This is a genomic window from Ruegeria sp. AB11 (genome assembly GCF_056536325.1).
The window spans coordinates 762,679-781,968 of record NZ_JBQFJO010000002.1; the positions used below are offsets into that span (position 1 = coordinate 762,679).

Annotated in this window: 17 protein-coding genes; 7 read left to right on the plus strand and 10 right to left on the minus strand. The window is 54.5% G+C overall.

The genetic code is table 11. The features are described from left to right. The first annotated feature begins 14 nt into the window (after positions 1–14). The 3 genes from ACR3EJ_RS23020 to fcl all read left to right on the plus strand — a co-directional run bounded on the left by ACR3EJ_RS23020 (position 15) and on the right by fcl (position 3,303). The gene (locus ACR3EJ_RS23020; protein ID WP_170544107.1) at positions 15–1,097 is read left to right on the plus strand and encodes a helix-turn-helix domain-containing protein; all 1,083 of its coding nucleotides are present in this window, start codon (positions 15–17) and stop codon (positions 1,095–1,097) included. Between the two features lie 93 nt (positions 1,098–1,190). After that, entirely contained in the window at positions 1,191–2,315 is a 1,125-nt protein-coding gene (gene gmd / locus ACR3EJ_RS23025) for a GDP-mannose 4,6-dehydratase (RefSeq protein WP_480423608.1), read from the plus strand. Position 2,316: 1 nt separating this feature from the next. Then, positions 2,317–3,303: a GDP-L-fucose synthase gene (gene fcl, locus ACR3EJ_RS23030; RefSeq protein ID WP_170544111.1), complete on the plus strand. Its 987-nt coding sequence runs from the start codon at positions 2,317–2,319 to the stop codon at positions 3,301–3,303. 33 nt (positions 3,304–3,336) lie between these two features. Here fcl and ACR3EJ_RS23035 read toward each other — a convergent pair whose 3' ends face one another. The 8 genes from ACR3EJ_RS23035 to ACR3EJ_RS23070 all read right to left on the minus strand — a co-directional run bounded on the left by ACR3EJ_RS23035 (position 3,337) and on the right by ACR3EJ_RS23070 (position 14,251). Next, positions 3,337–4,413 (minus strand): DUF2793 domain-containing protein, encoded by a 1,077-nt coding sequence (locus ACR3EJ_RS23035; protein WP_170544113.1) that lies wholly within the window; start codon positions 4,411–4,413, stop codon positions 3,337–3,339. 192 nt (positions 4,414–4,605) lie between these two features. After that, positions 4,606–6,042: a mannose-1-phosphate guanylyltransferase/mannose-6-phosphate isomerase gene (locus ACR3EJ_RS23040; protein WP_170544115.1), complete on the minus strand. Its 1,437-nt coding sequence runs from the start codon at positions 6,040–6,042 to the stop codon at positions 4,606–4,608. A gap of 70 nt (positions 6,043–6,112) precedes the next feature. Further along, complete coding sequence (galU, locus tag ACR3EJ_RS23045) at positions 6,113–7,006, minus strand: UTP--glucose-1-phosphate uridylyltransferase GalU (RefSeq protein WP_170544116.1); 894 nt, start codon at positions 7,004–7,006, stop codon at positions 6,113–6,115. A 253-nt stretch (positions 7,007–7,259) separates the two neighbouring features. Continuing rightward, a complete protein-coding gene (locus ACR3EJ_RS23050; protein ID WP_170544118.1) occupies positions 7,260–9,065 on the minus strand; it encodes an ABC transporter ATP-binding protein in 1,806 nt (601 codons plus the stop codon). 1 nt (position 9,066) lies between these two features. Further along, positions 9,067–9,996: an ABC transporter permease subunit gene (locus ACR3EJ_RS23055; RefSeq protein ID WP_170475103.1), complete on the minus strand. Its 930-nt coding sequence runs from the start codon at positions 9,994–9,996 to the stop codon at positions 9,067–9,069. An 11-nt stretch (positions 9,997–10,007) separates the two neighbouring features. Then, positions 10,008–10,931, minus strand: coding sequence for an oligopeptide ABC transporter permease OppB (oppB, locus tag ACR3EJ_RS23060; protein ID WP_170544120.1), 924 nt, complete (start codon positions 10,929–10,931; stop codon positions 10,008–10,010). 66 nt (positions 10,932–10,997) lie between these two features. Continuing rightward, a complete protein-coding gene (locus tag ACR3EJ_RS23065) occupies positions 10,998–12,626 on the minus strand; it encodes a peptide ABC transporter substrate-binding protein (protein WP_170544121.1) in 1,629 nt (542 codons plus the stop codon). Positions 12,627–13,015: 389 nt separating this feature from the next. Beyond that, a complete protein-coding gene (locus ACR3EJ_RS23070) occupies positions 13,016–14,251 on the minus strand; it encodes a lytic murein transglycosylase (protein ID WP_170544123.1) in 1,236 nt (411 codons plus the stop codon). Positions 14,252–14,383: 132 nt separating this feature from the next. Between ACR3EJ_RS23070 and ACR3EJ_RS23075 the strand changes: the two genes are divergently transcribed. From ACR3EJ_RS23075 to ACR3EJ_RS23090, 4 genes are read left to right on the plus strand one after another with little or no spacing between them, the layout of a single operon-like run. Beyond that, on the plus strand, positions 14,384–15,346 hold the full coding sequence (locus ACR3EJ_RS23075; RefSeq protein ID WP_170544125.1) for a cytochrome ubiquinol oxidase subunit II family protein: 963 nt from the start codon (positions 14,384–14,386) through the stop codon (positions 15,344–15,346). Then, positions 15,343–17,433, plus strand: a complete 2,091-nt coding sequence (locus ACR3EJ_RS23080; RefSeq protein ID WP_170544127.1) for a cbb3-type cytochrome c oxidase subunit I — start codon at positions 15,343–15,345, stop codon at positions 17,431–17,433. The genes ACR3EJ_RS23075 and ACR3EJ_RS23080 overlap by 4 nt, the downstream gene beginning before the upstream one ends. Then, positions 17,430–18,062, plus strand: coding sequence for a cytochrome c oxidase subunit 3 (locus tag ACR3EJ_RS23085; protein WP_170544129.1), 633 nt, complete (start codon positions 17,430–17,432; stop codon positions 18,060–18,062). Before ACR3EJ_RS23080 ends, ACR3EJ_RS23085 begins: the two co-directional genes overlap by 4 nt. Next, positions 18,055–18,381, plus strand: a complete 327-nt coding sequence (locus ACR3EJ_RS23090; RefSeq protein ID WP_170475091.1) for a cytochrome o ubiquinol oxidase subunit IV — start codon at positions 18,055–18,057, stop codon at positions 18,379–18,381. Before ACR3EJ_RS23085 ends, ACR3EJ_RS23090 begins: the two co-directional genes overlap by 8 nt. An 87-nt stretch (positions 18,382–18,468) precedes the next feature. Here the strand turns inward: ACR3EJ_RS23090 and crcB are convergent, their stop codons facing one another. After that, on the minus strand, positions 18,469–18,831 hold the full coding sequence (gene crcB, locus ACR3EJ_RS23095) for a fluoride efflux transporter CrcB (protein WP_170475088.1): 363 nt from the start codon (positions 18,829–18,831) through the stop codon (positions 18,469–18,471). Beyond that, the gene (locus ACR3EJ_RS23100; protein ID WP_170544131.1) at positions 18,828–19,196 is read right to left on the minus strand and encodes a FluC/FEX family fluoride channel; all 369 of its coding nucleotides are present in this window, start codon (positions 19,194–19,196) and stop codon (positions 18,828–18,830) included. The genes crcB and ACR3EJ_RS23100 overlap by 4 nt, the downstream gene beginning before the upstream one ends. Positions 19,197–19,290: the final 94 nt, after the last annotated feature.

Consider the following 19,290-nt stretch of genomic DNA (forward strand, 5'->3'; position numbering starts at 1 on the left):
GAAGAATGCCAGATATGAAGCCGATCCCTCAAGAACCGGACCCAGAAGATGATGAGGCCTTGGACGCAGGGCCGCGCAGCATCTATGACACCGATCCACCGGATGAAGAGGATCTATGGTTTCTCCCTCCAGCGGATGAAGAAGATCCTGAAGAATTTCTTCCGTTTGTCTCAAGGCCTGATCAAAGCCTCCTTTTTGATCCAAGGGATTGGCGCGCGGCTCAATCTGAACTGTCCGCTGAACTTGCTGATCTGGCCGTGACTTTCGGGGCGCTGGATGAACGTTTGCGCGCAGGGCCGAAAGGATGGGGTCACCGTCTGGCCTTGATGGAAGTGTCGGATTTGGGTTGGTGGACCGGAGACCGGATCAGTGTCGACCGTCTCGCGCTATGGACCGGATTACGGATCGGTGCGACGAGTGATGACGTTCAGGCTTTGTACCGGGCAGGCTGGGCGGTGCGGCGACTATCCTCGGGTGCTGGGCCATCAGAGGGAGGATGGGACGCTGGGTTGACCGCTTTTCTGGATCGTCAAGCCCAGGGCATCGAGGACGCCCCAGAGACCGTGATAGATCTGGCCGAAGTGATGCGGAATGTAGCTGCGTTACACCCGGTGACTCAGGCTGCAATCGGGTTCCACGCGTGGCGCGCTCTCTCTCCGGGCATAGGACAGGATACCGAAGCTGCCGTTATTGCAGCCCGCCATGCGGCATCGATGGGGCGAGGTGGCGCATTGTTCATGCCGCTTTCCTTGTCAGGACCGGGTGCGTTGCGCGGTGCAGGCTCATTGGACGAGAAGCTATCCGCCTGGATAGGCGGGGCAGGTCAGGCCTCGCTTGCAGCTCTGCTGCATCTGGACCGGATCAGCGCCTGGGAAGGACGTGCCCGTGAGGCTGTATCAGATCTGAGTGGGCGAACTCCACCAGTGTTGATCGACGCGCTGACAGCTTGGCCGATGGTGTCGGCACCTTTGGCCGAAGAGCTGACCCAAGCCTCGCGCGCGGCCATACAGCGAAATCTGGACAAATTCAGCGACAGAGGATTGATCCGCGAGGTGACAGGGCAGGGCCGTTATCGAGTCTGGACAGCGGCATTATAACCGATCTTTCGAATTCCCCGTTAGCTTGCATTTGGCCGAGTCTTGCTGTTTCTGGAAGAACAACAGGCGAAGTAGAACCATCGGGGCGCAATCATGAGCAAATCAGCACTGATAACCGGTATTACGGGTCAGGATGGCTCTTACCTGGCCGAGCTGTTGCTTGCCAAAGGCTATGACGTTCACGGTATCAAACGTCGCGCATCGTCTTTCAATACGCAGCGGATTGATCATATCTATCAGGATCCGCATGAACCAGATCCCAGACTGCATCTGCATTATGGTGATCTAAGCGATACCTCGAACCTGACCCGGATCATTCAGGAAGTGCAGCCCGACGAGGTCTATAATCTCGGCGCGCAATCCCATGTTGCGGTGAGTTTTGAATCGCCGGAATACACTGCGGATGTGGATGGGTTGGGTACGCTACGCCTGCTCGAAGCGATCCGGTTTCTGGGGCTTGAGGGCAAGACCCGGTTTTATCAGGCCTCTACCTCAGAGCTCTATGGTTTGGTGCAGGAAACACCGCAACGCGAGACAACGCCTTTTCACCCGCGCTCACCCTATGGGGTCGCCAAGCTGTATTCCTATTGGATAACAGTAAATTATCGAGAGGCTTACGGGATGTATGCCTGCAACGGTATTTTGTTCAATCACGAAAGCCCCCGGCGTGGTGAGACCTTTGTGACTCGTAAGATCACTCGTGGCCTTGCAAACATCGCGCAAGGTTTGGATGACTGTTTGCATATGGGTAATATCGATAGTTTGCGCGATTGGGGGCACGCGCGGGACTATGTGAAGATGCAGTGGCTGATGCTGCAACAGGAGACGCCCGAGGACTTTGTAATCGCCACCGGCAAGCAGTATTCCGTGCGCCAGTTCATCGAATGGTCTGCCAGCGAGCTGGGTTTGGTGCTAGAGTTTTTAGGGGAGGGTGTCGAGGAATTTGCGATTGTTCGCGAAGTAGTGGGTGATAAGGCGCCTGCCCTGAAAGCTGGCGATATCGTGATGCGGATCAACCCGCGTTACTTCCGACCGGCCGAGGTTGATACGCTGTTGGGAGATCCGTCCAAGGCCAAGCAAAAACTAGGTTGGGAACCCGAGACCTCTGTGCAAGATCTATGCGCCGAAATGGTTGCCGAAGATTTGGAAATCGCACGGCGCAATGCCCTGCTCAAAGAACACGGGATGGCTGCGCCTGTCACGCGGGAAAACGGCTGAAATGGGCGGTTCGCGCAGAATATATGTAGCGGGTCATCGCGGCATGGTCGGAAGCGCGATTCTGCGAAGGCTGCAGCAGCGCCAGCAGGCAGGTGAAAAACTCGAGCTAATCACGCGGACGCGGAGCGAATTGGATCTGACCGATCAGGTTCAGGTTCAGAATTTCATGCGTGCAGAACGTCCGGACATCGTGATTTTGGCCGCCGCCCGTGTTGGCGGTATCTATGCGAACAACACATATCCGGCGGATTTCATCTACGAAAACCTGATGATCGAATGCAATGTGATCCATCAGGCGTTTTCGGCGGGTATAAAACAGCTGCTGCAACTTGGAAGTTCCTGCATTTATCCGCGCGCAACACACCAGCCAATGTGCGAAGACGCGCTTTTGACCGGGCCGCTGGAGCCGACAAATGAACCTTACGCCATCGCCAAGATTGCCGGGATCAAGCTTTGTGAAAGCTATAACAGGCAGCACGGCGTCGACTACCGGTCCGTCATGCCGACCAACCTTTATGGCCCCGGAGACAACTTTCACCCTGAAAACAGTCACGTGCTCCCAGCACTGATCCGACGTTTTCACGAGGCACAGCGTGATGGGCTAGATGAAGTTGTCATATGGGGAACCGGAAATCCGCGACGCGAGTTCTTGCATGTTGATGATATGGCCGAGGCGTCGTTGTTTGTATTGGACCTGCCGCGCGAGGTATATGAGGCAAACACTGATCCAATGTTAAGCCACATTAATGTGGGTACGGGCAGCGATACATCGATCGCAGACCTCGCAACGATCATTACGGGTGTCGTCGGTTTCACTGGCCGGATCACGTATGATCCAGACAAACCGGATGGCACGATGCAAAAACTGATGGATGTATCGCGCCTCGCAGGTATGGGTTGGAGTGCTGGCATCAGTCTTAACGACGGAATTCGCCAGACCTATGCGTGGTTTCTAGATCAATCAGAAACCGATCTGCGCGAAAGGTGACCGCCCGCGCAATGGCCCGGACGGTCTGAGCTGTCAGAACCAGCGGCCGATGGCGATCATTGATGGTTCAATATTTGTGGCATCCAAAATTGCCGCCAGCACCTGGAATGTTGCTTGTGTTTCAGATGGCGTGTCAAATCCTACAAACCGACCGAGCCCGCCACCATTCCCGCTAAGGGCTGGTTTACTGCCAGCGGCAAAAGCGATGGGAAAATCCCAGTTGGCAGAACCGCTGGTGAACAAGGCACCGGTTGCGGTCGTACATCCGACAGCATCAAGAGTTGTTGTACAAATTTGGGTACCGTCAGCAAATCGCGTGTAGTCTCCATTTGTATTACTGCCATGCTCGATCACAGCCCCAGAAGGTACACCACTGTTTTGTGACACTGTGCCCAGTACGTTGCCCGGTCCGTATCCATAATCTGCCCGCATCAGGCGACCAGGCGTGGTGTCATTGGCGCTGCTCTGTATGGCTGCGCCACCCGCTATACCAGATGAGGCGTCAAACCGTAGTGCTTCAACCCAGCTCCCGCCATCTGGCGAGACTTTGATCGAGAACTCCGTGTTGCCAGAAAGGCCCATCTCGGCGTGACCGGTCCAGTTGGATTGAAACAAAAGCGAGGCCGTGTCGCCGTCGCTGGCTTTGTTGACCTTCAACTGATGACCACCACCTTCATGGGTTAGCAACGTCGCAGGGCTACGCACCGCCAGCCGATTGGTGCTGTCGGATCCGGTTGCGACGCCAATTCCTGGCAGATTCTGCAAATCGACAGGCGGGTCGATCCAGGCGGATCCGTTCCAGATTTTCAACTGCTCCGAGCTTTGGTCCCAGGCCCGCCACCCCAATTCCGGCGCTAAGAAATGCCATCCGTGGTCCAACCAAGCTGCCAATTGGCCGTCGTGACCAGCCCAAGTCCCCGTAGGCGCCGTGCCGAGTGCATGCGTTTCCCCCTGATCGGGCGCAGCGGGCGGTATTGTCGCGTCGATGGAGACTACGCTCAGTTGGACTACAAGATCGAGTGTACGCAGCGCCTCGTTATGGGTCACGTGTTTCTGGGCCTGAGATGGTTGAATAAAGGGCAGGTTCAAACGAGGTGAGTTCTGTGGCACGGGCGTCCTCCTGAGATGTCGCTTTGACAATGATCGCGCGCCACCCTGCCTCAATCGGAGTGAAGCCCACCTGACGAACCCGGACGCTGGGTTTTTGATTTGTTAGGATTTGAGAAATGTCAAAAACCGCCTGCATTGCAGATAGCGGGATTTAATCAGAGATAAAGGGCTACTAGCACCTACTGACTTAGGTCAATTACGCGCATATACATCTTCATAGCGAATAATGTCGTCTTCACCCAGATAGGTCCCGGTTTGTACTTCGATCAGGACCATGGGGACTTTGCCGGGGTTCACCATCCGGTGAACCGCACCCAAAGGCACATAGACCGACTGGTTTTCTGACACCAGCTGAACATCGTCATTTATCGTCACTTCGGCGGTGCCCTCCACGACGATCCAGTGCTCGGACCGATGATGGTGAGATTGCAGACTCAGCGATGCACCGGGATGGACATGGATACGCTTGACCTGGAACCGGTCTCCGATGACGAGGCTTTCGAACCACCCCCAGGGTCGATGATCGACGGGCAGGGATTCCGCCTGCTTGGCGCCTTTTGCTTTCAAGGCTGCGACGGCCTGTTTGACATCCTGCGCGCGGTCCATGCTGGCCACCAGAACCGCATCGGGCATCGCGACTGCAATCACGTTTTCCAGCCCCATCGCTACGACCTCCTGTGCAGGAGATTCTGAGCGCACCAGCACATTGTGGCAATCAATGGCAGTGACTTCACCGGCGGTAGCGACCCCATTTGCATCAGGGTTGCTGAGCTCCTGCACCGCCGACCAACTGCCTACATCTGACCAACCGGCTGCATAAGGAACAACGCTGAGGTTGCTGGCCTTTTCCATAACCGCATAGTCGATCGATATGTCCTGAACTGAGTTCCAAGCGATGGGGTCAAGCCGCAGAAAGCCCAAGTCAGACTGCGCCTGATCAACAGCGTTCTGAACCGGAGCTACAAGATCCGGCGCATGTTGGTCATAGGCCGCAAGGATATCGCGGACCGCAAACAGAAAGATGCCGGAATTCCAAAGGTAACTACCTTCGGAAACCATCGTTTCGGCGCTCTTCAGGTCGGGCTTTTCAACAAATCGATCGAGATGAATCGACGCACCCGACGCGTCGGGAATCTGCCGAAGTTTGAGATAACCATATCCAGTCTCTGGCCGGTCAGGCGTGATTCCGAATGTAACAAGGTCTCCGCGCTCATCGATCGTACGGATACCTTCCGCAACTGCCTCGTGAAAGGCCTGAGCATCCGGAATGACGTGATCGGACGCCGCCACCAGCATCAATGCATCGGGATCGCTGGACGAAAGGTGCAGAGCTGCCGCCAGGACAGCCGGAGCGGTGTTGCGCCCTTCAGGTTCGATAAGGATCGGGCCTGGGTCAATTCCAACGGCCATCAACTGCTCAGGTACAACGAAACGAAATGCTTCATTGGTTAACAGCAACGGCTTTGCGTAAGGCGTTTCGACGGGTCCTTTAAGACGCTTTGCACATTGCTGCAAAAGGCTGGTTGCACCAATCAGCGGCACGAATTGTTTTGGGTAGCTTTTGCGTGACAGGGGCCATAACCGTGTTCCGGAGCCACCACATAAAATTACCGGATAGACGGTCCTCATGCTGCCCTCGCTCTCTGTGTTCTTGGGGTCGAGCTATTGCAATGAATGCCAACTGGTTGAAGCATCTTACCTATTGCGCGGCCTGGTCCGACGAAACGATATCATGCAGATACTGACTTAAATCATCACGAAGATCGTCGCGGGCCAGCGCAAACGATACCGTGGCCTGAAGGAAACCGGCCTTTGAGCCACAATCAAATCGTTGGCCTTCGAATTTGTAACCAAATACAGGAACGCCATTTCCGATATCCTCGGCGATCGCGTCAGTCAGCTGGATTTCGCCTCCGCTGCCTTTCTTCTTCTGGTTCAAATTGTACAGTACCGAGGGGCCCAAAATATAACGACCAATGACGGCGAGATTTGATGGTGCCTCCTCAGGTTTTGGCTTTTCAACCATACCCTTGGCTCGGACAACCGCACCGACATTTTGGCCTGTATCCAAAATACCGTAAGAGCTTGTCTTTTCGTTTGGAACTTCCATCGCAGCAACCATATTGCCGCCGGTTTCCTCATAGGCCTCAACCATTTGCTGCAGGCAGGGTTTGCCAGCAGCAATAACATCATCGGGCAGCATTACCGCAAAGGGCTCATCTCCGATCAGTCGCCGTGCACACCAAACTGCATGTCCAAGCCCCAGCGCCTTGTGCTGGCGAATATAGGCGATCGCGCCGCTTTCCATATTGGTCGCGTTCAATATCTCAAGCAAATCGTCTTTGCCCTTCAACTTCAAGTCCTGCTCCAACACAAGGTTGTGGTCAAAGTAATCCTCAAGCGCTGACTTCCCGCGTGACGTCACGAAGATAAACTCGGTGATCCCGGCTGCCCGCGCTTCGTCAATTGCATATTGAACCAGCGGTCTATCGACCAAAGTCATGATCTCTTTTGGCACCGATTTGGTCGCCGGTAAAAAGCGCGTCCCCATACCCGCGACGGGGAAAATAGCCTTTGTGACTTTGCGTGCCATGTTACCTCATGATTTCCATAGTCTGCCCGTGCGCTTTGTAGGCGCTGGGGTCCTCACATAAAACTTAAATTCGCATCAATCAATCTCACCCGACAGTAGTGCAGCGGGCACGATGGAATCTGCCATTAACCTGCACACAGAGTCAAAACGAAACACACCCAAACGTGGTTCTAGCCAAGGTACACAGAGTACTTGGTGCGCTGAAAAGTAGGATTCGCGCCCCTGAAACCTTCAAGCTTCGGGGCGCGAATAGTCAGGAGTTAGCCATAATCGCATCAAGCGGATCATGTTCGGCAACGAAATGGTCAGGAGCAATTTCGCTAAGCCGCGGAACATAGTCCGTTTCGCCCGAGGACAACTTGCTGGGTAAGAAACGCAATGTGGCCTTGGGATCCATTGGGGACGGTAATTCACCCGGTAATTTAAGCCTTTGACGGTTACGCTCAACATCCGGATCAGGAATCGGAACCGCCGATATCAGGGATTTGGTGTAGGGGTGTATTGGTTCAGAACATATCACTTCACCATCGCCCAATTCGACAATGCGACCCAAGTACAAAACCATGATTCGGTTAGACACTGCGCGTACAACTGACAGGTCATGACTAATGAAAATCATCGACAAACCGAACTCTTGTTGCAATTCTCGCAACAATTCCACGATCTGAGCCTGAATGGACACGTCCAGTGCCGAAACGGCTTCATCGCAAATGATCAACTTTGGTTTGTTGATCATTGCCCGAGCGATTCCGACGCGCTGATTTTGCCCACCTGACAGTTCATGTGGATAACGGTTGATCATATTGGTTGGCAGGCCAACACGTTCCATCATCTCGGCGACCAGGTCCTTGCGTTCGCGTTCCGTCAGGTCTGGGCGATAGGTTTTTAATGGTTCCGCGATTGAGGCCGAAATTGTCATCCGTGGATCAAGGCTGGCGAGCGGATCCTGGAATACAATCTGCAAATCCTTGCGGTATTTGTTCAACTCGGACCGTTTCAACCCGACGATCGGATGGCCCAGCCAGCTGACGTTGCCCGCACTGGGTTCGATCAATTGCAGAACCGCCCGCGCCAGCGTGGACTTGCCGCAACCAGATTCACCCACAACGCCCAGCGTTTCGCCCTTGCGAATATCAAAGCTGACACCATCCACGGCCTTGAGAGGCACCTTGTGGCCGAACAATCCGCCCGGAACATGGATTGGGAAATGAACCTTGACGTCGTCAACGCGCAGCAGCGGCTCTTCGGTATTGCCCAAGGCTTTGGGCGCGTCACCGGCGTCGATGCGAGGCATCGCCTCAAGCAGGGTGCGCGTGTACTCGTGTTGCGGTGCGCGAAAGACTTCACGGGTTTCCCCGGCCTCGACAAATTGACCAAGGCGCATGACCTGTATGCGGTCGCACATCCGCGCGACGACGCCCATGTCATGGGTAATCAAAGCAATGGCTGTGCCTTCGTCTTTTTGAAGTCGCACCATCAGGTCCAGAATGTCGGCCTGTACGGTGACGTCTAGCGCCGTTGTGGGCTCATCCGCGATCAGCAATTTCGGGTTGCACAGCATCGACATCGCGATCATGACCCGCTGGCGCATCCCACCCGACAGCTCGTGCGGGTACTGATCCAGTCGCCGTTTCGCCTCGGGGATGCGGACGCGGTCCAGCCATTCAAGGCATCGCGCTTTGGCAGCCGAACCCTGCAAACCCTTATGAACTTGCAACACTTCGCGCATCTGTTGACCGACCCGCAAATGCGGGGTCAGGGCGGTGAGCGGGTCTTGAAAGATCATACCGACATCATCGCCGCGGATGCGGTTCAGCTTGTTCACTGGCAAGTTCAGTATTTCCTGACCGTTCAGCATGGCAGACCCCGTTGCGCGGCCAGCCGGAGGCAATAGCCCCATCGCTGCCATGAAGGTCTGGCTTTTGCCCGACCCGCTTTCGCCGACGATGCCCAGACACTCGCCTGGATTGATGTCGAAACTGATGCCCTTGACGGCTTCGACGATGCCATCTGGAGTATCGAACTGCACGCTCAGGTCTTTGATGGAAAATAGACTCATATCAGCGATCCTTCGGGTCCAGCGCGTCACGCAAACCATCACCGATGAAAAACATGGTGATGATGATGGCGACGTAGAATGTCAGGGGATAAAGAAGCTGCCACAAAGTGCCATAGCCCATAGTCCCGGCACCTTCGGCGATCAGGCGGCCCAAAGAGGTGTAGGGTTCAGAGATCCCGAGACCTAAAAACGAAATGAAACTTTCAGTCAGGATCATTTCGGGGACCAACAGCGAGGCGTACACGATCACAACGCCCAACAGGTTGGGCAGAATGTGGCGATACATGATGGTAAACTCACTGACACCGGCGGCACGAGCGGCTTCGATGAATTCGCGGTTCTTCAGCGTCAGGGTTTGCCCCCGAACGATCCGCGCCATGGTCAGCCAACCGACTGCACCCAACGCGATGAACAGCATGAAAAAGGACCGCCCCGCCACGACCAGCAGAAGGATGATGATCAGAGTTGCCGGGATCGCCAGAAGTATGTCGACAAAGCGCATCATGGCGCTGTCGGTACGCCCTCCGATATAACCAGCGGCAATGCCATAGCAAGTGCCAACGATCAACGCAGTTGCAGCCCCAATCAGACCAACCAGTAGCGATGTGGTGGTCGCCTGAATGACACGGCTGTAAAGGTCGCGCCCCAGATCATCGACACCGAAATAGTGACCAGTCTCGATCGAGGGCATTCCCATGCCGCGTACGTCACCCATAACGTTCCAGTCGATCTCTTCGTTGGACCAGGCTGCAAAATATGGTCCGATAATCGTGAACAGCACGATCAGACCCAAAACAAAAACACTGGCCATTGCGGCCTTGTTGCGGACAAAACGCATACGTGCGTCCTGCCAGAGCGAGCGCCCCTGAATGACCGTGTAATCTGTGATTTCTTCGGCCAGATGGGCGGCTTTTTGAGATTTTCCTAGCATGAGCCTGCCCCTCAGTAACGAATTTTTGGATCAAACCAGGCATAAGCCAGGTCGGTCAGAAGGTTCACGACAACGGTCAATGCGCCATAGAGAATGGTGACCCCCAGCAGCACCGCATAGTCACGCGACAGTGCAGAGCCCACATAGGCCTGACCAAGACCACCGGTCGAGAAATAGATATCGACAAAGACTGAACCCGTAAGCACGTAGACGAACACCGGCCCGAGATATGAGACAACCGGCAACAACGTAGGTTTCAACGCATGACGCCAAATTACGGTTCTGGTCGGCAAGCCCTTGGCGCGCGCGGTACGGATGAAGTTCGAGTTCAGAACCTCGAGCATCGACGAACGCGTGATCCGTGCAATCGAACCCATATAGGAGGTTGCCAGCGCAATCACCGGCATGACCAGATATTGCCATTGGCCGCCGTTCCAGCCGCCTCCCGGCAACCAGCCCAGCCACAGGGTGAAGGTCAGGATCAGGATCGGCCCCATGATGAAGTTTGGCAGAGCTTGCGCCGCGATACCAAGGCCGACGGCGAAATAATCGATCCAGCTATTGTGTTTGATCGCGGCTGCGATCCCAAGGCTTACACCAACGGCTGTTGCGACAAGAAATGAAAGCGAGCCATAGGTCAGAGAAATCGGAAACCCTTGGGAGATGATGTCGTTGACGTCCCTATCCTTGAACTTGAAGGACGGGCCGAAATCAAAATGCACGACGATGTTGTACAGGTAGTCCCAGAGCTGTTTCCACAACGGTTGGTCCAACCCATAGCGCGCCTCAATATTGGCCAGAACCTGCGGCGGCAGCGGCCGTTCTGAGGTAAATGGCCCACCGGGTGCTACGTGCATCAGGAAAAAACAGGCGACGATCAGCAACAGGATTGTCGGAATGGCGATCAGCAGTCGCCGCAGACTGTAGGCAAGCATTTCATGCCCCCATGTTTATTGGCCCTGCCCCGGATACCTCCGGGACAGGGCGTGGTTCTATGGCGATTATTCGGCGACCTTGTACAGGTTCTTCGAATACCAGTTCTGCTCGACGTTGTTGACGGGCCAGTTCCCTACATCGCTGTCCATCATGTAAACGCCTGCATAGTGATAGATCGGGATTACAGGAGTTTCCTGTGCAATAATCCGCTCTACTTCGGTATAAAGCGGTGCCGGATCATCCGAAGTTTTGGCTTCGGCCAGCAGCTCATCAACGCGTGCGTTGTTGTACTTACCGTCGTTGTAACCGGAATCCGATTGCAGCAGATCAAGGAAGGTCGAGGCTTCGTTATAGTCACCACACCATGCGCCACGAGCCAGTTCGAAGTTCTGGTTACCGCGCTCTTCCAGGAATACTTTCCACTCCATGTTTGCCAGTTCGGCATTGACGCCGAGCTTCTGCTTCCACATCTGGCTGAGTGCCACGGCCACTTTCTTGTGCGCCTCTGAGGTGTTGTAAACCATCTCGAAGCTCAGCGGATTATCCGGACCATAGCCCGCTCCCGCTAGCAACTCTTTTGCAAGCTCATCGCGCTCAGCCTGGCTCATCGAAGCCATCTCCACGTCCGGAACCGTAAAGTTGGCAGTGGCGGCGGGTGCGAACGTGTAAGCCTGGGGCTGACCACCGGCCATCACTTTTTCAGTGATGATCGCGCGATCCACGGCCAGCGACAGGGCCTGACGGACGTTGGGGTCCTTGAACGCTTCGGGACCGCTGTCAGAGACATTGAAGGTATAGTAATAGTTGCACAAACGAGGGAAGCTGATGGCTTCATCCGGATGCTCCTGCTGCAGGCGCGGGAACTGACCAGCAGGAACTTCGGTGCGATCCAACTCGCCCGCAAGGTAGCGGGTCAGGGCGACATTCTCGTCATTGATGACCAATGCCACAACTTTTTCGATAATGGTGTTGTCATTGTCCCAGTACATCTCGTTGCGCTCACGCACCGAACGTTCCTGTGGCAGATGCTCGGTCAGGACATAGGCGCCGTTCGATACGATGTTTTCCGGCTTGGTCCATGCATCGCCGAATTCTTCAATGACTTTCTGCGGCGCAGGGAAGGTTGTCGAATGCGTGGTCATCTGAGGGAAATAGGGGAGGGGCGTGCTCAGTGAGACTTCTAGAGTGTGGTCGTCAATGGCTTTGACACCCAGATCATCGACTGATTTTTCACCCGCAATGATCTCAGCCGCGTTTTCAATCGACATCAGTTCCATGAACCACGCGTAGGGCGATGACAGCTCAGGATCGACAGCACGTTTCCATGCAAAAACGAAGTCACCTGCGGTAACCGGATCTCCGTTTGACCATTTCGCGTTATCGCGGAGGGTAAACGTATACACATCCTTGGTGTCATTGACCGAGTATTCGGTGGCAACGCCGGGGACCAGATTACCATCTTCGTCCTGGTTCATGAGACCTTCGAACAAGTCGCGCACGATTTCGGCGCCCGACACATCTTCAACCACTTGCGGGTCGACCGAGCTGTGCTCATCCAGAATGCGATAGATAAACGTCTGATCATCCGCCAGCGCTTCGCCGGTTTCGGGGTGGGTTCCTGCGGCGATTGCTGCGCCAGTTATGATGGTCGAGGACAACAGCCCCGCCAATGAAGTACGGACAATTTTGTGCATGTGATTACTCCCATTATTATGTGGCGTCGGGCTATCCTGCTATTGCAGCGGATACCCATCTACCTGTGTGTCTCCGACAATTGCCGTGCGTTCACCTTGATCTAGATCGCGGCAGAGTCCAAATTTCAGACCATTTCCATTGGGCAGCGTCGGAAAGCCGATTGCGAAAGTTCTCTTTCACTGCTGCAAAATCTGCTGGTTTTTGGAGAAAGGTAAAGGGTTTTAAGTCGCATTGCCGGCTCAAAGATCGATTGAAACCGTAACGTAAGGGAGCATCGAAAGATTATTCTGAAACGCTTTGCTTTGGTGACATTTTCGTGAAGTCATACAAATTGCAAAGGGCGAATGGGTTTTCGTCAACACGCGCAAATGGCGAATCAGGGCAAATTTCAGGGCTTCAGCGCTGCCTTCAAACGGTCATTTGGAAAACACGTCGGCGCACGGCCTGATGCGGCTTGCCAGCGACCGATCGAACGCCGGGTTTTATATCCAGGCAGACCATCGATGCCGCCGACATCATGACCCTGTTCAACAAGCACTTGCTGCATTGTTACGATATCCGACCGATAGAGGTTGCCGACGTCACCCCAGCGCCCGTGAAAATCGCCGACACCGTATTTGATGCGATCGCCGACATGGCCCACAAACAAAGCGTAGAGGTCACTGGTATTATAGTCTTTGAGGACATAAAAATTAGGCGTGACGATGAAAGCCGGACCGCTGCGACCTGCGGGCATCATCAGATAACCTTCGGCAGCCAGTTCGTGCGCTGGAAAAGGTTTGCCAGAAACACGGCTGACGCCCATTGCTGCCCAATCCCTGATAAGACGCCCTTGATCAGGCCCCTCTAGGGCGCATGAAACGGTATTGGGCAGATTAACCTCAAATCCCCAATCGCGATCCGCAATCCATCCGTGCTCTTCAAGATAGGCTCCAATCGACGCAATAGTATCTGCGGCTGAGCCCCAGATGTCCGCCCTGCCATCGCCGTCGCCATCGCGCGCATAAGTCAGAAAATTTGTTGGCATGAATTGTGGCTGACCCAATGCTCCTGCCCAACTGCTCTTTAGCTCTCTTCCTTGCGCATGACCCGCTTCGGCAATTTGCAGTGCTGCGATCAGTTCTGCGGTGAAATAGTCGGCGCGCGTGCTCATGAACCCTTTCGTGCTCAGAACCTGAAATGCATCGTGTCGGATTGGTACCTGACCATATCCACTCTCGCGTCCCCAAATGGCCAGAATGATGCGTGCGGGCACACCGGTTTCAGCTTCAACGCGTGCCAGGGTTTCTGCGTGACGTCTGGCCATTTTACGGCCGACCGACGTGGCGCCCTGTACGGATCCGGCATTAAAATACCGACCCGGCGAGCCAAACTCGGCTTGACGCTGCACCTTTGGTGTTTTTCGAGGGCTGCCCGGTGGCACCAGATCCGGAAGATCCCAATTTAGTTTCACCCCATCAAAAGCTTGCCGAAAAGTTTGCTTGGAAACACCCTTTGCCTTTGCTTGTGGCCAGACGGTTTCTTGCAGCCAGCTCTGAAACTGACGTTCAACAAAAACACGATCCTGCGCCAACAAAGGAGCTGCCAGAACAATCAGGAAGAGAACAGCAAAAACGAAACGCATGGAACCGATCTTGCGCGCCCGTGACGTGGTGTCAACAAGCGCCTTTAGGAGCAAAATTGCAAAAGTCCTTGAGAAAATCCGTGACTCTGTCGATAGTTGCCAGGAACCCCCGCCGTAAGAGGATCATCAGGCGTGACCTTTTCCCGGATGTCTTCGATCGCAGTGTCCGCTCTGGTGACGATAGTTGCGCTGTTGCTGACAGTGCAGGCAGCTGGGGCAAGTGATAGTTTCATCGACCCACAGGGGCCAATCGCCGAGATCCAAAAAAAGCACCTTCTGCGAGCGACCGCTCTGATTCTGATTGCGGTGATCCCGGTTTTGGTCTTGGTGCCGCTGGTCGCCTATCGGTATCGCCGACGTAAAGGTGGAAACGCATATTACAAACCGCACTGGGATTTCTCTGCAAAGCTTGAGGTATTGATGTGGGGTGTACCGGTGCTGATTGTGGCGATCCTGTCATTCTACCTTTGGAAAACCACATACCGTCTCGATCCCTATGCAGCCCCTTTCGGGGAGGAACCTGCCTTGCGGGTGCAGGTGGTTGGCCTCGATTGGAAATGGCTGTTCATCTACCCCGATCTTGGAATCGCCACAGTCGGAGAGTTTGGCATCCCCATCAAAAAGCAGGTCGCGATTACGCTGACGACCGACACAGTGATGCAATCGTTTATGATCCCTGCATTGGCTGGGCAAATCTACGCCATGCCAGGCATGACAACGCAACTGCATGTGGTGGCCGACTCGCCCAATACGATGCAGGGTGAGAACACGCAGTATAATGGTCGCGGGTTCACCAAGCAGAAATTTCTAACACAGGCTATGCAACCCGTAGATTTCGAGGCCTGGGTCGCCAGCGTCCGGGCGCATGGTATTCCGTTGACAGAAGACACGTATCAGACACTGGCCATGCGCACGGATCGGGACGAAGTTCAGGCGGCGTTAGGAACCGAACTCATGCCGCTGAACGCGCTTTATTTTACACTGGAAGAAGGTGATTTGTTCCGCTCGATCCTGCATCGTTACCACAGCGGGGAGCCTCTTGCGCTTGACCAGCAACCCGGCACCACTGCGTTCGGGTCGGAGGCAAAACAATGACTTCAGTCGAGACTGGCATTTTGGGTCGCCTGAGTTGGGATGCGTTGCCGATCACCGGGCTCATCCGGACGCCCGATGCCAATGAAATCATCGCCAACGCTGCGGCTGGTATAGTGATAGTGGGCGCTTTGACGGTGCTGTTCCTGCTAACGTGGTTTCGTCTTTGGAGCCCTCTCTGGCGGGATTGGTTGACCAGCGCTGATCACAAGAAAATCGGCATCATGTATATCGTCTTTGCCATCGTCATGCTGGCAAGGGGCGTGTTGGAAGGTGTTGTGATGCGGGCCCAACAGGCGGCAGGTCCGGGCGATGGATTTCTGAAGCCCGAACATTTCGCCGAGCTATTCAGCACCCACGGCACCATCATGATCTTCTTCGTTGCCGTCCCCTTTGTCTTTGGAGTGGCAAACTATCTGGTTCCGTTGATGATCGGCGCGCGGGACGTTGCATTTCCGGTTATGAACCAAATCAGCCTTGGCCTGACGGTATCGTCCGGCATGATGTTGATGGTCTCGCTGGTGGTTGGCGAGTTTTCGACCGGAGGTTGGACCGCATATCCGCCTTACACAGGCGCCGCGTTCAATCCCGGCGTCGGGCCGGATTATTGGATTTGGGCCATTGTTGTCTCGGGCGTAGGCACCACTCTCACTGGTATCAATTTTGCCGTTACAATTTACAAGCTGCGTGCACCTGGGATGAAATTCATGCGGCTGCCGATGTATTGCTGGACGATCATCTGTAGCTCAATCCTGATCGTCTTTGCCATGCCGCCCCTTGGCGTGGCGGCGCTGTTGCTGGCCGCTGATCGGTATCTGGATTTCCATTTCTTCACCAATGATCTTGGTGGAAACATGATGAACTATGCCAACCTGTTCTGGCTGTTCGGTCACCCAGAGGTCTATCTGCTGGTCTTGCCAGCATATGGTATCTATTCCGAAGTCTTTGCCACTTTTTCGGCTAAGCGTCTCTATGGCTACAACTCGCTGGTCATTGCCACCATGTCGATTGCAGTATTGTCTTTCACAGTATGGCTGCATCATTTCTTCACCATGGGCCAAAGCGCGCTGATCAACGCGGTATTCGGCATTGCGACTATGCTGATCGCGATCCCAACCGGCGTGAAAGTCTATGACTGGATGGCCACGCTCTATCGCGGGCGGATACGGTTTTCCGTTCCGATGCTCTATGGTCTGGCCTTTTTGATGCTGTTCGTGATTGGTGGCCTTAGCGGGGTAATCCTGGCCAATCCGACGATTGACTATCAGGTCCACAACACGTTGTTCCTTGTGGCGCATTTCCACAACGTCCTCTTGCCCGGGGTACTGTTTGCGCTGCTCGCAGGCTATAATTACTGGTTCCCGAAAGCCTTCGGTTTTCGTCTCAACGAATTCTGGGGACGCGTCTCGGTCGTCTGCTGGACCGTGGGTTTCTTGCTGACTTTTATGCCGCTTTACTTTGTTGGTTTGATGGGAATGCCGCGCCGGTCCTACAGTTGGGAGGACCCGAGCTTTCACCCCTACATGATCATTGCCGTAGTTGGTGCATTGGTCATCACCTGCGGGTTGTTCTCGATCCTCATTCAACTTTGGGTCAGTATCCGCAATCGTGAACAAACCCGTGCTCCGATAGGTGATCCGTGGGATGGGCGTACACTGGAATGGTCTATCCCGTCTCCGCCACCGCCCTACAACTTTGCCATCATCCCGGAGATCACCGACCGCGACAACTTTGCCGCCGCCAAAGAGCGTGCTGCAGCTTATCCAAAACCTGAAGCCTATGAAGATATCGAGATGCCGCGCAATACCGGCATCGGGTTCATCCTCTGCGTTCTCAGCGGTGTCTGGATGTTCGCACTGGTTTGGTGGATTTGGTGGCTGGCGCTCCTGATGACGATTACTATCATCCTGGCAATTATCATCTGGAGCTTTGATACCAGCACCGAAATCATCATTCCTGCCGAAGAGGTCCGCAAAGACCATGAAGCTTGGCTGGACCTTGTCCATAGCACTGCAGCAGTGGATCGCGATTATGAAATTGCCCCAGAAAATCGCGGTCTCGCACGCCCGGATATGGAGGCCGTGACATGAGGCGCGCACCCACGCAAAGCTATCCGGGCATCAACCTTGGCGAAGGCCATGCGAGCGCCCACAAAGCCACCGAGGTTGTCACTTTTGGCTTCTGGGTCTTTCTTATGAGCGATCTGGTCTATTTCGGCCTGATGTTCGCGATCTACATCACGATGATTGATGCACAGTCCGGTGGGCCCGGACCACATGAATTGTTTGATCTGAAAAGCATCTTTGCTCAAACCCTGATATTGTTGACCAGCAGTCTGACCGTAGGGCTGGCGATGCTGGCGTTGAAATACAACTTGCCGCGGGCGCGGATCGTTCTGTGGTTTGGGGTAACACTGATGCTTGGGCTTAGCTTTCTGGTTCTGGAGATCCGTGATTTTCTGAACATGGCAGCCCAGGGCGGTATCCCTCAGCGCAGTGGATTTTTGTCGGCTTTCTATGGCCTTGTGCCACTGCACGGTCTGCATGTCGCATCGGGGTGTCTGTGGCTGATCGTCTTGGGCATTCAGCTAAGAATGTTCGGACTAACTGACTTGTTGATGTCCCGTATGGTGCGACTGGCATTGTTCTGGCACTTCCTTGATCTGATCTGGGTCGGCATCATCACAATTGTGTATTTCGGAGGGCTGACCTATGGATAGACGCGCTGACCTGCACAAGCGAGAGCGTCGCCGATATGTTATCGGATATGGTGGGTCTCTTCTGCTGACGCTGGCGGTCTTCTTAATCGCTCACCGATACGGGATTGAAACCAAAGGGGTCTATCTTAGCATCGGCCTACTGGGCTTGGCACAGTTGGTTGTGCAGTTGGTGTACTTTCTTCATATCGACAGGCGGCGCAGCAGCCGAGAGGATCTGGACCTGATCCTTTTCTCAACGCTGGTCTTATTGATTATCATCGGCGGGACGGTCTGGATTCTAGGTAATTTGGCCATTCGGATGCACATGCAGATGATGTGATCCGCCAAGCCCTGACCCGCTTGTAGCCGCATTAGGAATGGTTCTTCGCACCACTATCATTGGTTCCATAACCGGTAACTCGATTGGTCAGGCCATCAGGACCAATCCTAACCAAAGCGCGATCCAGCATAAAACCAGACTGAGAATAATGTTGCCAGCTGCGAATGCGAAGGTTCTTTCACGGTTCAACTGCAGTGACTGGTAAGCAAAGCTGGAAAACGTTGTGAAGCCACCGCAGAAGCCAAATACCAATCGGTTCTGTTGCTCGCTCATTTCGATTTCCCCGCCGAGATAACCAACCCAGAGACCAAGCAACAGGCTGCCTGCCACATTCACAATCAGTGTAGCGTAAGGCAGATCGTGGGTCACCTGAAGCGTCAACCAGTGGCGCAGTACGGCACCTGCTCCTCCTCCCAGCGCAAACATGACGTGCAGATGCAGGTCGTTCATTCTGGATGCCTCCAAGGCAAATACTTTCGACCCAACGCTTCACCCAAAGCCGCTACGGTTAAGCCAATTGCGATTTCTGCCCCGAAGGCGGTGATGACGTACCAACCGGTGGTTTCGGCCAAACGCTCCAACTCGGCTACAAATGAAGAAAAAGTAGAAAGGCCGCCACAAAACCCAACAGCACCCAAGTGCAGCACATGTGCATGAACTTTGTGGCGGATAGAATAAAGCCAGCCAAGGATGAAGCAGGCCATAATGTTAATACCGAACGTCTCTGTCAGGAATGGAGCCCCGGGTATCGGCACCGTGAACAGTTCGCGCAGCAGCGAACCCGCAGCGCCACCAACAAAGACGGCTGCGTACATCTGGGCACTACGCCTGAGGGCAGGTGCAGTTTGTGACACTTAGATTGATCCCGCTCTTACCTGTGTCTTATCCCGCATATAGATTGCGAATGGA

Excerpts from the sequence above, each read along its gene's own strand:
- ACR3EJ_RS23020 (WP_170544107.1), top strand. The coding sequence starts at position 15 with ATGAAGCCGATCCCTCAAGAACCGGACCCAGAAGATGATGAGGCCTTG.
- ACR3EJ_RS23050 (WP_170544118.1), bottom strand. The coding sequence starts at position 9,065 with ATGAGTCTATTTTCCATCAAAGACCTGAGCGTGCAGTTCGATACTCCA.
- ACR3EJ_RS23065 (WP_170544121.1), bottom strand. The coding sequence starts at position 12,626 with ATGCACAAAATTGTCCGTACTTCATTGGCGGGGCTGTTGTCCTCGACC.
- ACR3EJ_RS23070 (WP_170544123.1), bottom strand. The coding sequence starts at position 14,251 with ATGCGTTTCGTTTTTGCTGTTCTCTTCCTGATTGTTCTGGCAGCTCCT.
- fcl (WP_170544111.1), top strand. The coding sequence starts at position 2,317 with ATGGGCGGTTCGCGCAGAATATATGTAGCGGGTCATCGCGGCATGGTC.
- ACR3EJ_RS23040 (WP_170544115.1), bottom strand. The coding sequence starts at position 6,042 with ATGAGGACCGTCTATCCGGTAATTTTATGTGGTGGCTCCGGAACACGG.
- ACR3EJ_RS23100 (WP_170544131.1), bottom strand. The coding sequence starts at position 19,196 with ATGTACGCAGCCGTCTTTGTTGGTGGCGCTGCGGGTTCGCTGCTGCGC.
- ACR3EJ_RS23055 (WP_170475103.1), bottom strand. The coding sequence starts at position 9,996 with ATGCTAGGAAAATCTCAAAAAGCCGCCCATCTGGCCGAAGAAATCACA.
- gmd (WP_480423608.1), top strand. The coding sequence starts at position 1,191 with ATGAGCAAATCAGCACTGATAACCGGTATTACGGGTCAGGATGGCTCT.
- galU (WP_170544116.1), bottom strand. The coding sequence starts at position 7,006 with ATGGCACGCAAAGTCACAAAGGCTATTTTCCCCGTCGCGGGTATGGGG.
- oppB (WP_170544120.1), bottom strand. The coding sequence starts at position 10,931 with ATGCTTGCCTACAGTCTGCGGCGACTGCTGATCGCCATTCCGACAATC.
- ACR3EJ_RS23085 (WP_170544129.1), top strand. The coding sequence starts at position 17,430 with ATGAGGCGCGCACCCACGCAAAGCTATCCGGGCATCAACCTTGGCGAA.
- ACR3EJ_RS23090 (WP_170475091.1), top strand. The coding sequence starts at position 18,055 with ATGGATAGACGCGCTGACCTGCACAAGCGAGAGCGTCGCCGATATGTT.
- crcB (WP_170475088.1), bottom strand. The coding sequence starts at position 18,831 with ATGAACGACCTGCATCTGCACGTCATGTTTGCGCTGGGAGGAGGAGCA.
- ACR3EJ_RS23080 (WP_170544127.1), top strand. The coding sequence starts at position 15,343 with ATGACTTCAGTCGAGACTGGCATTTTGGGTCGCCTGAGTTGGGATGCG.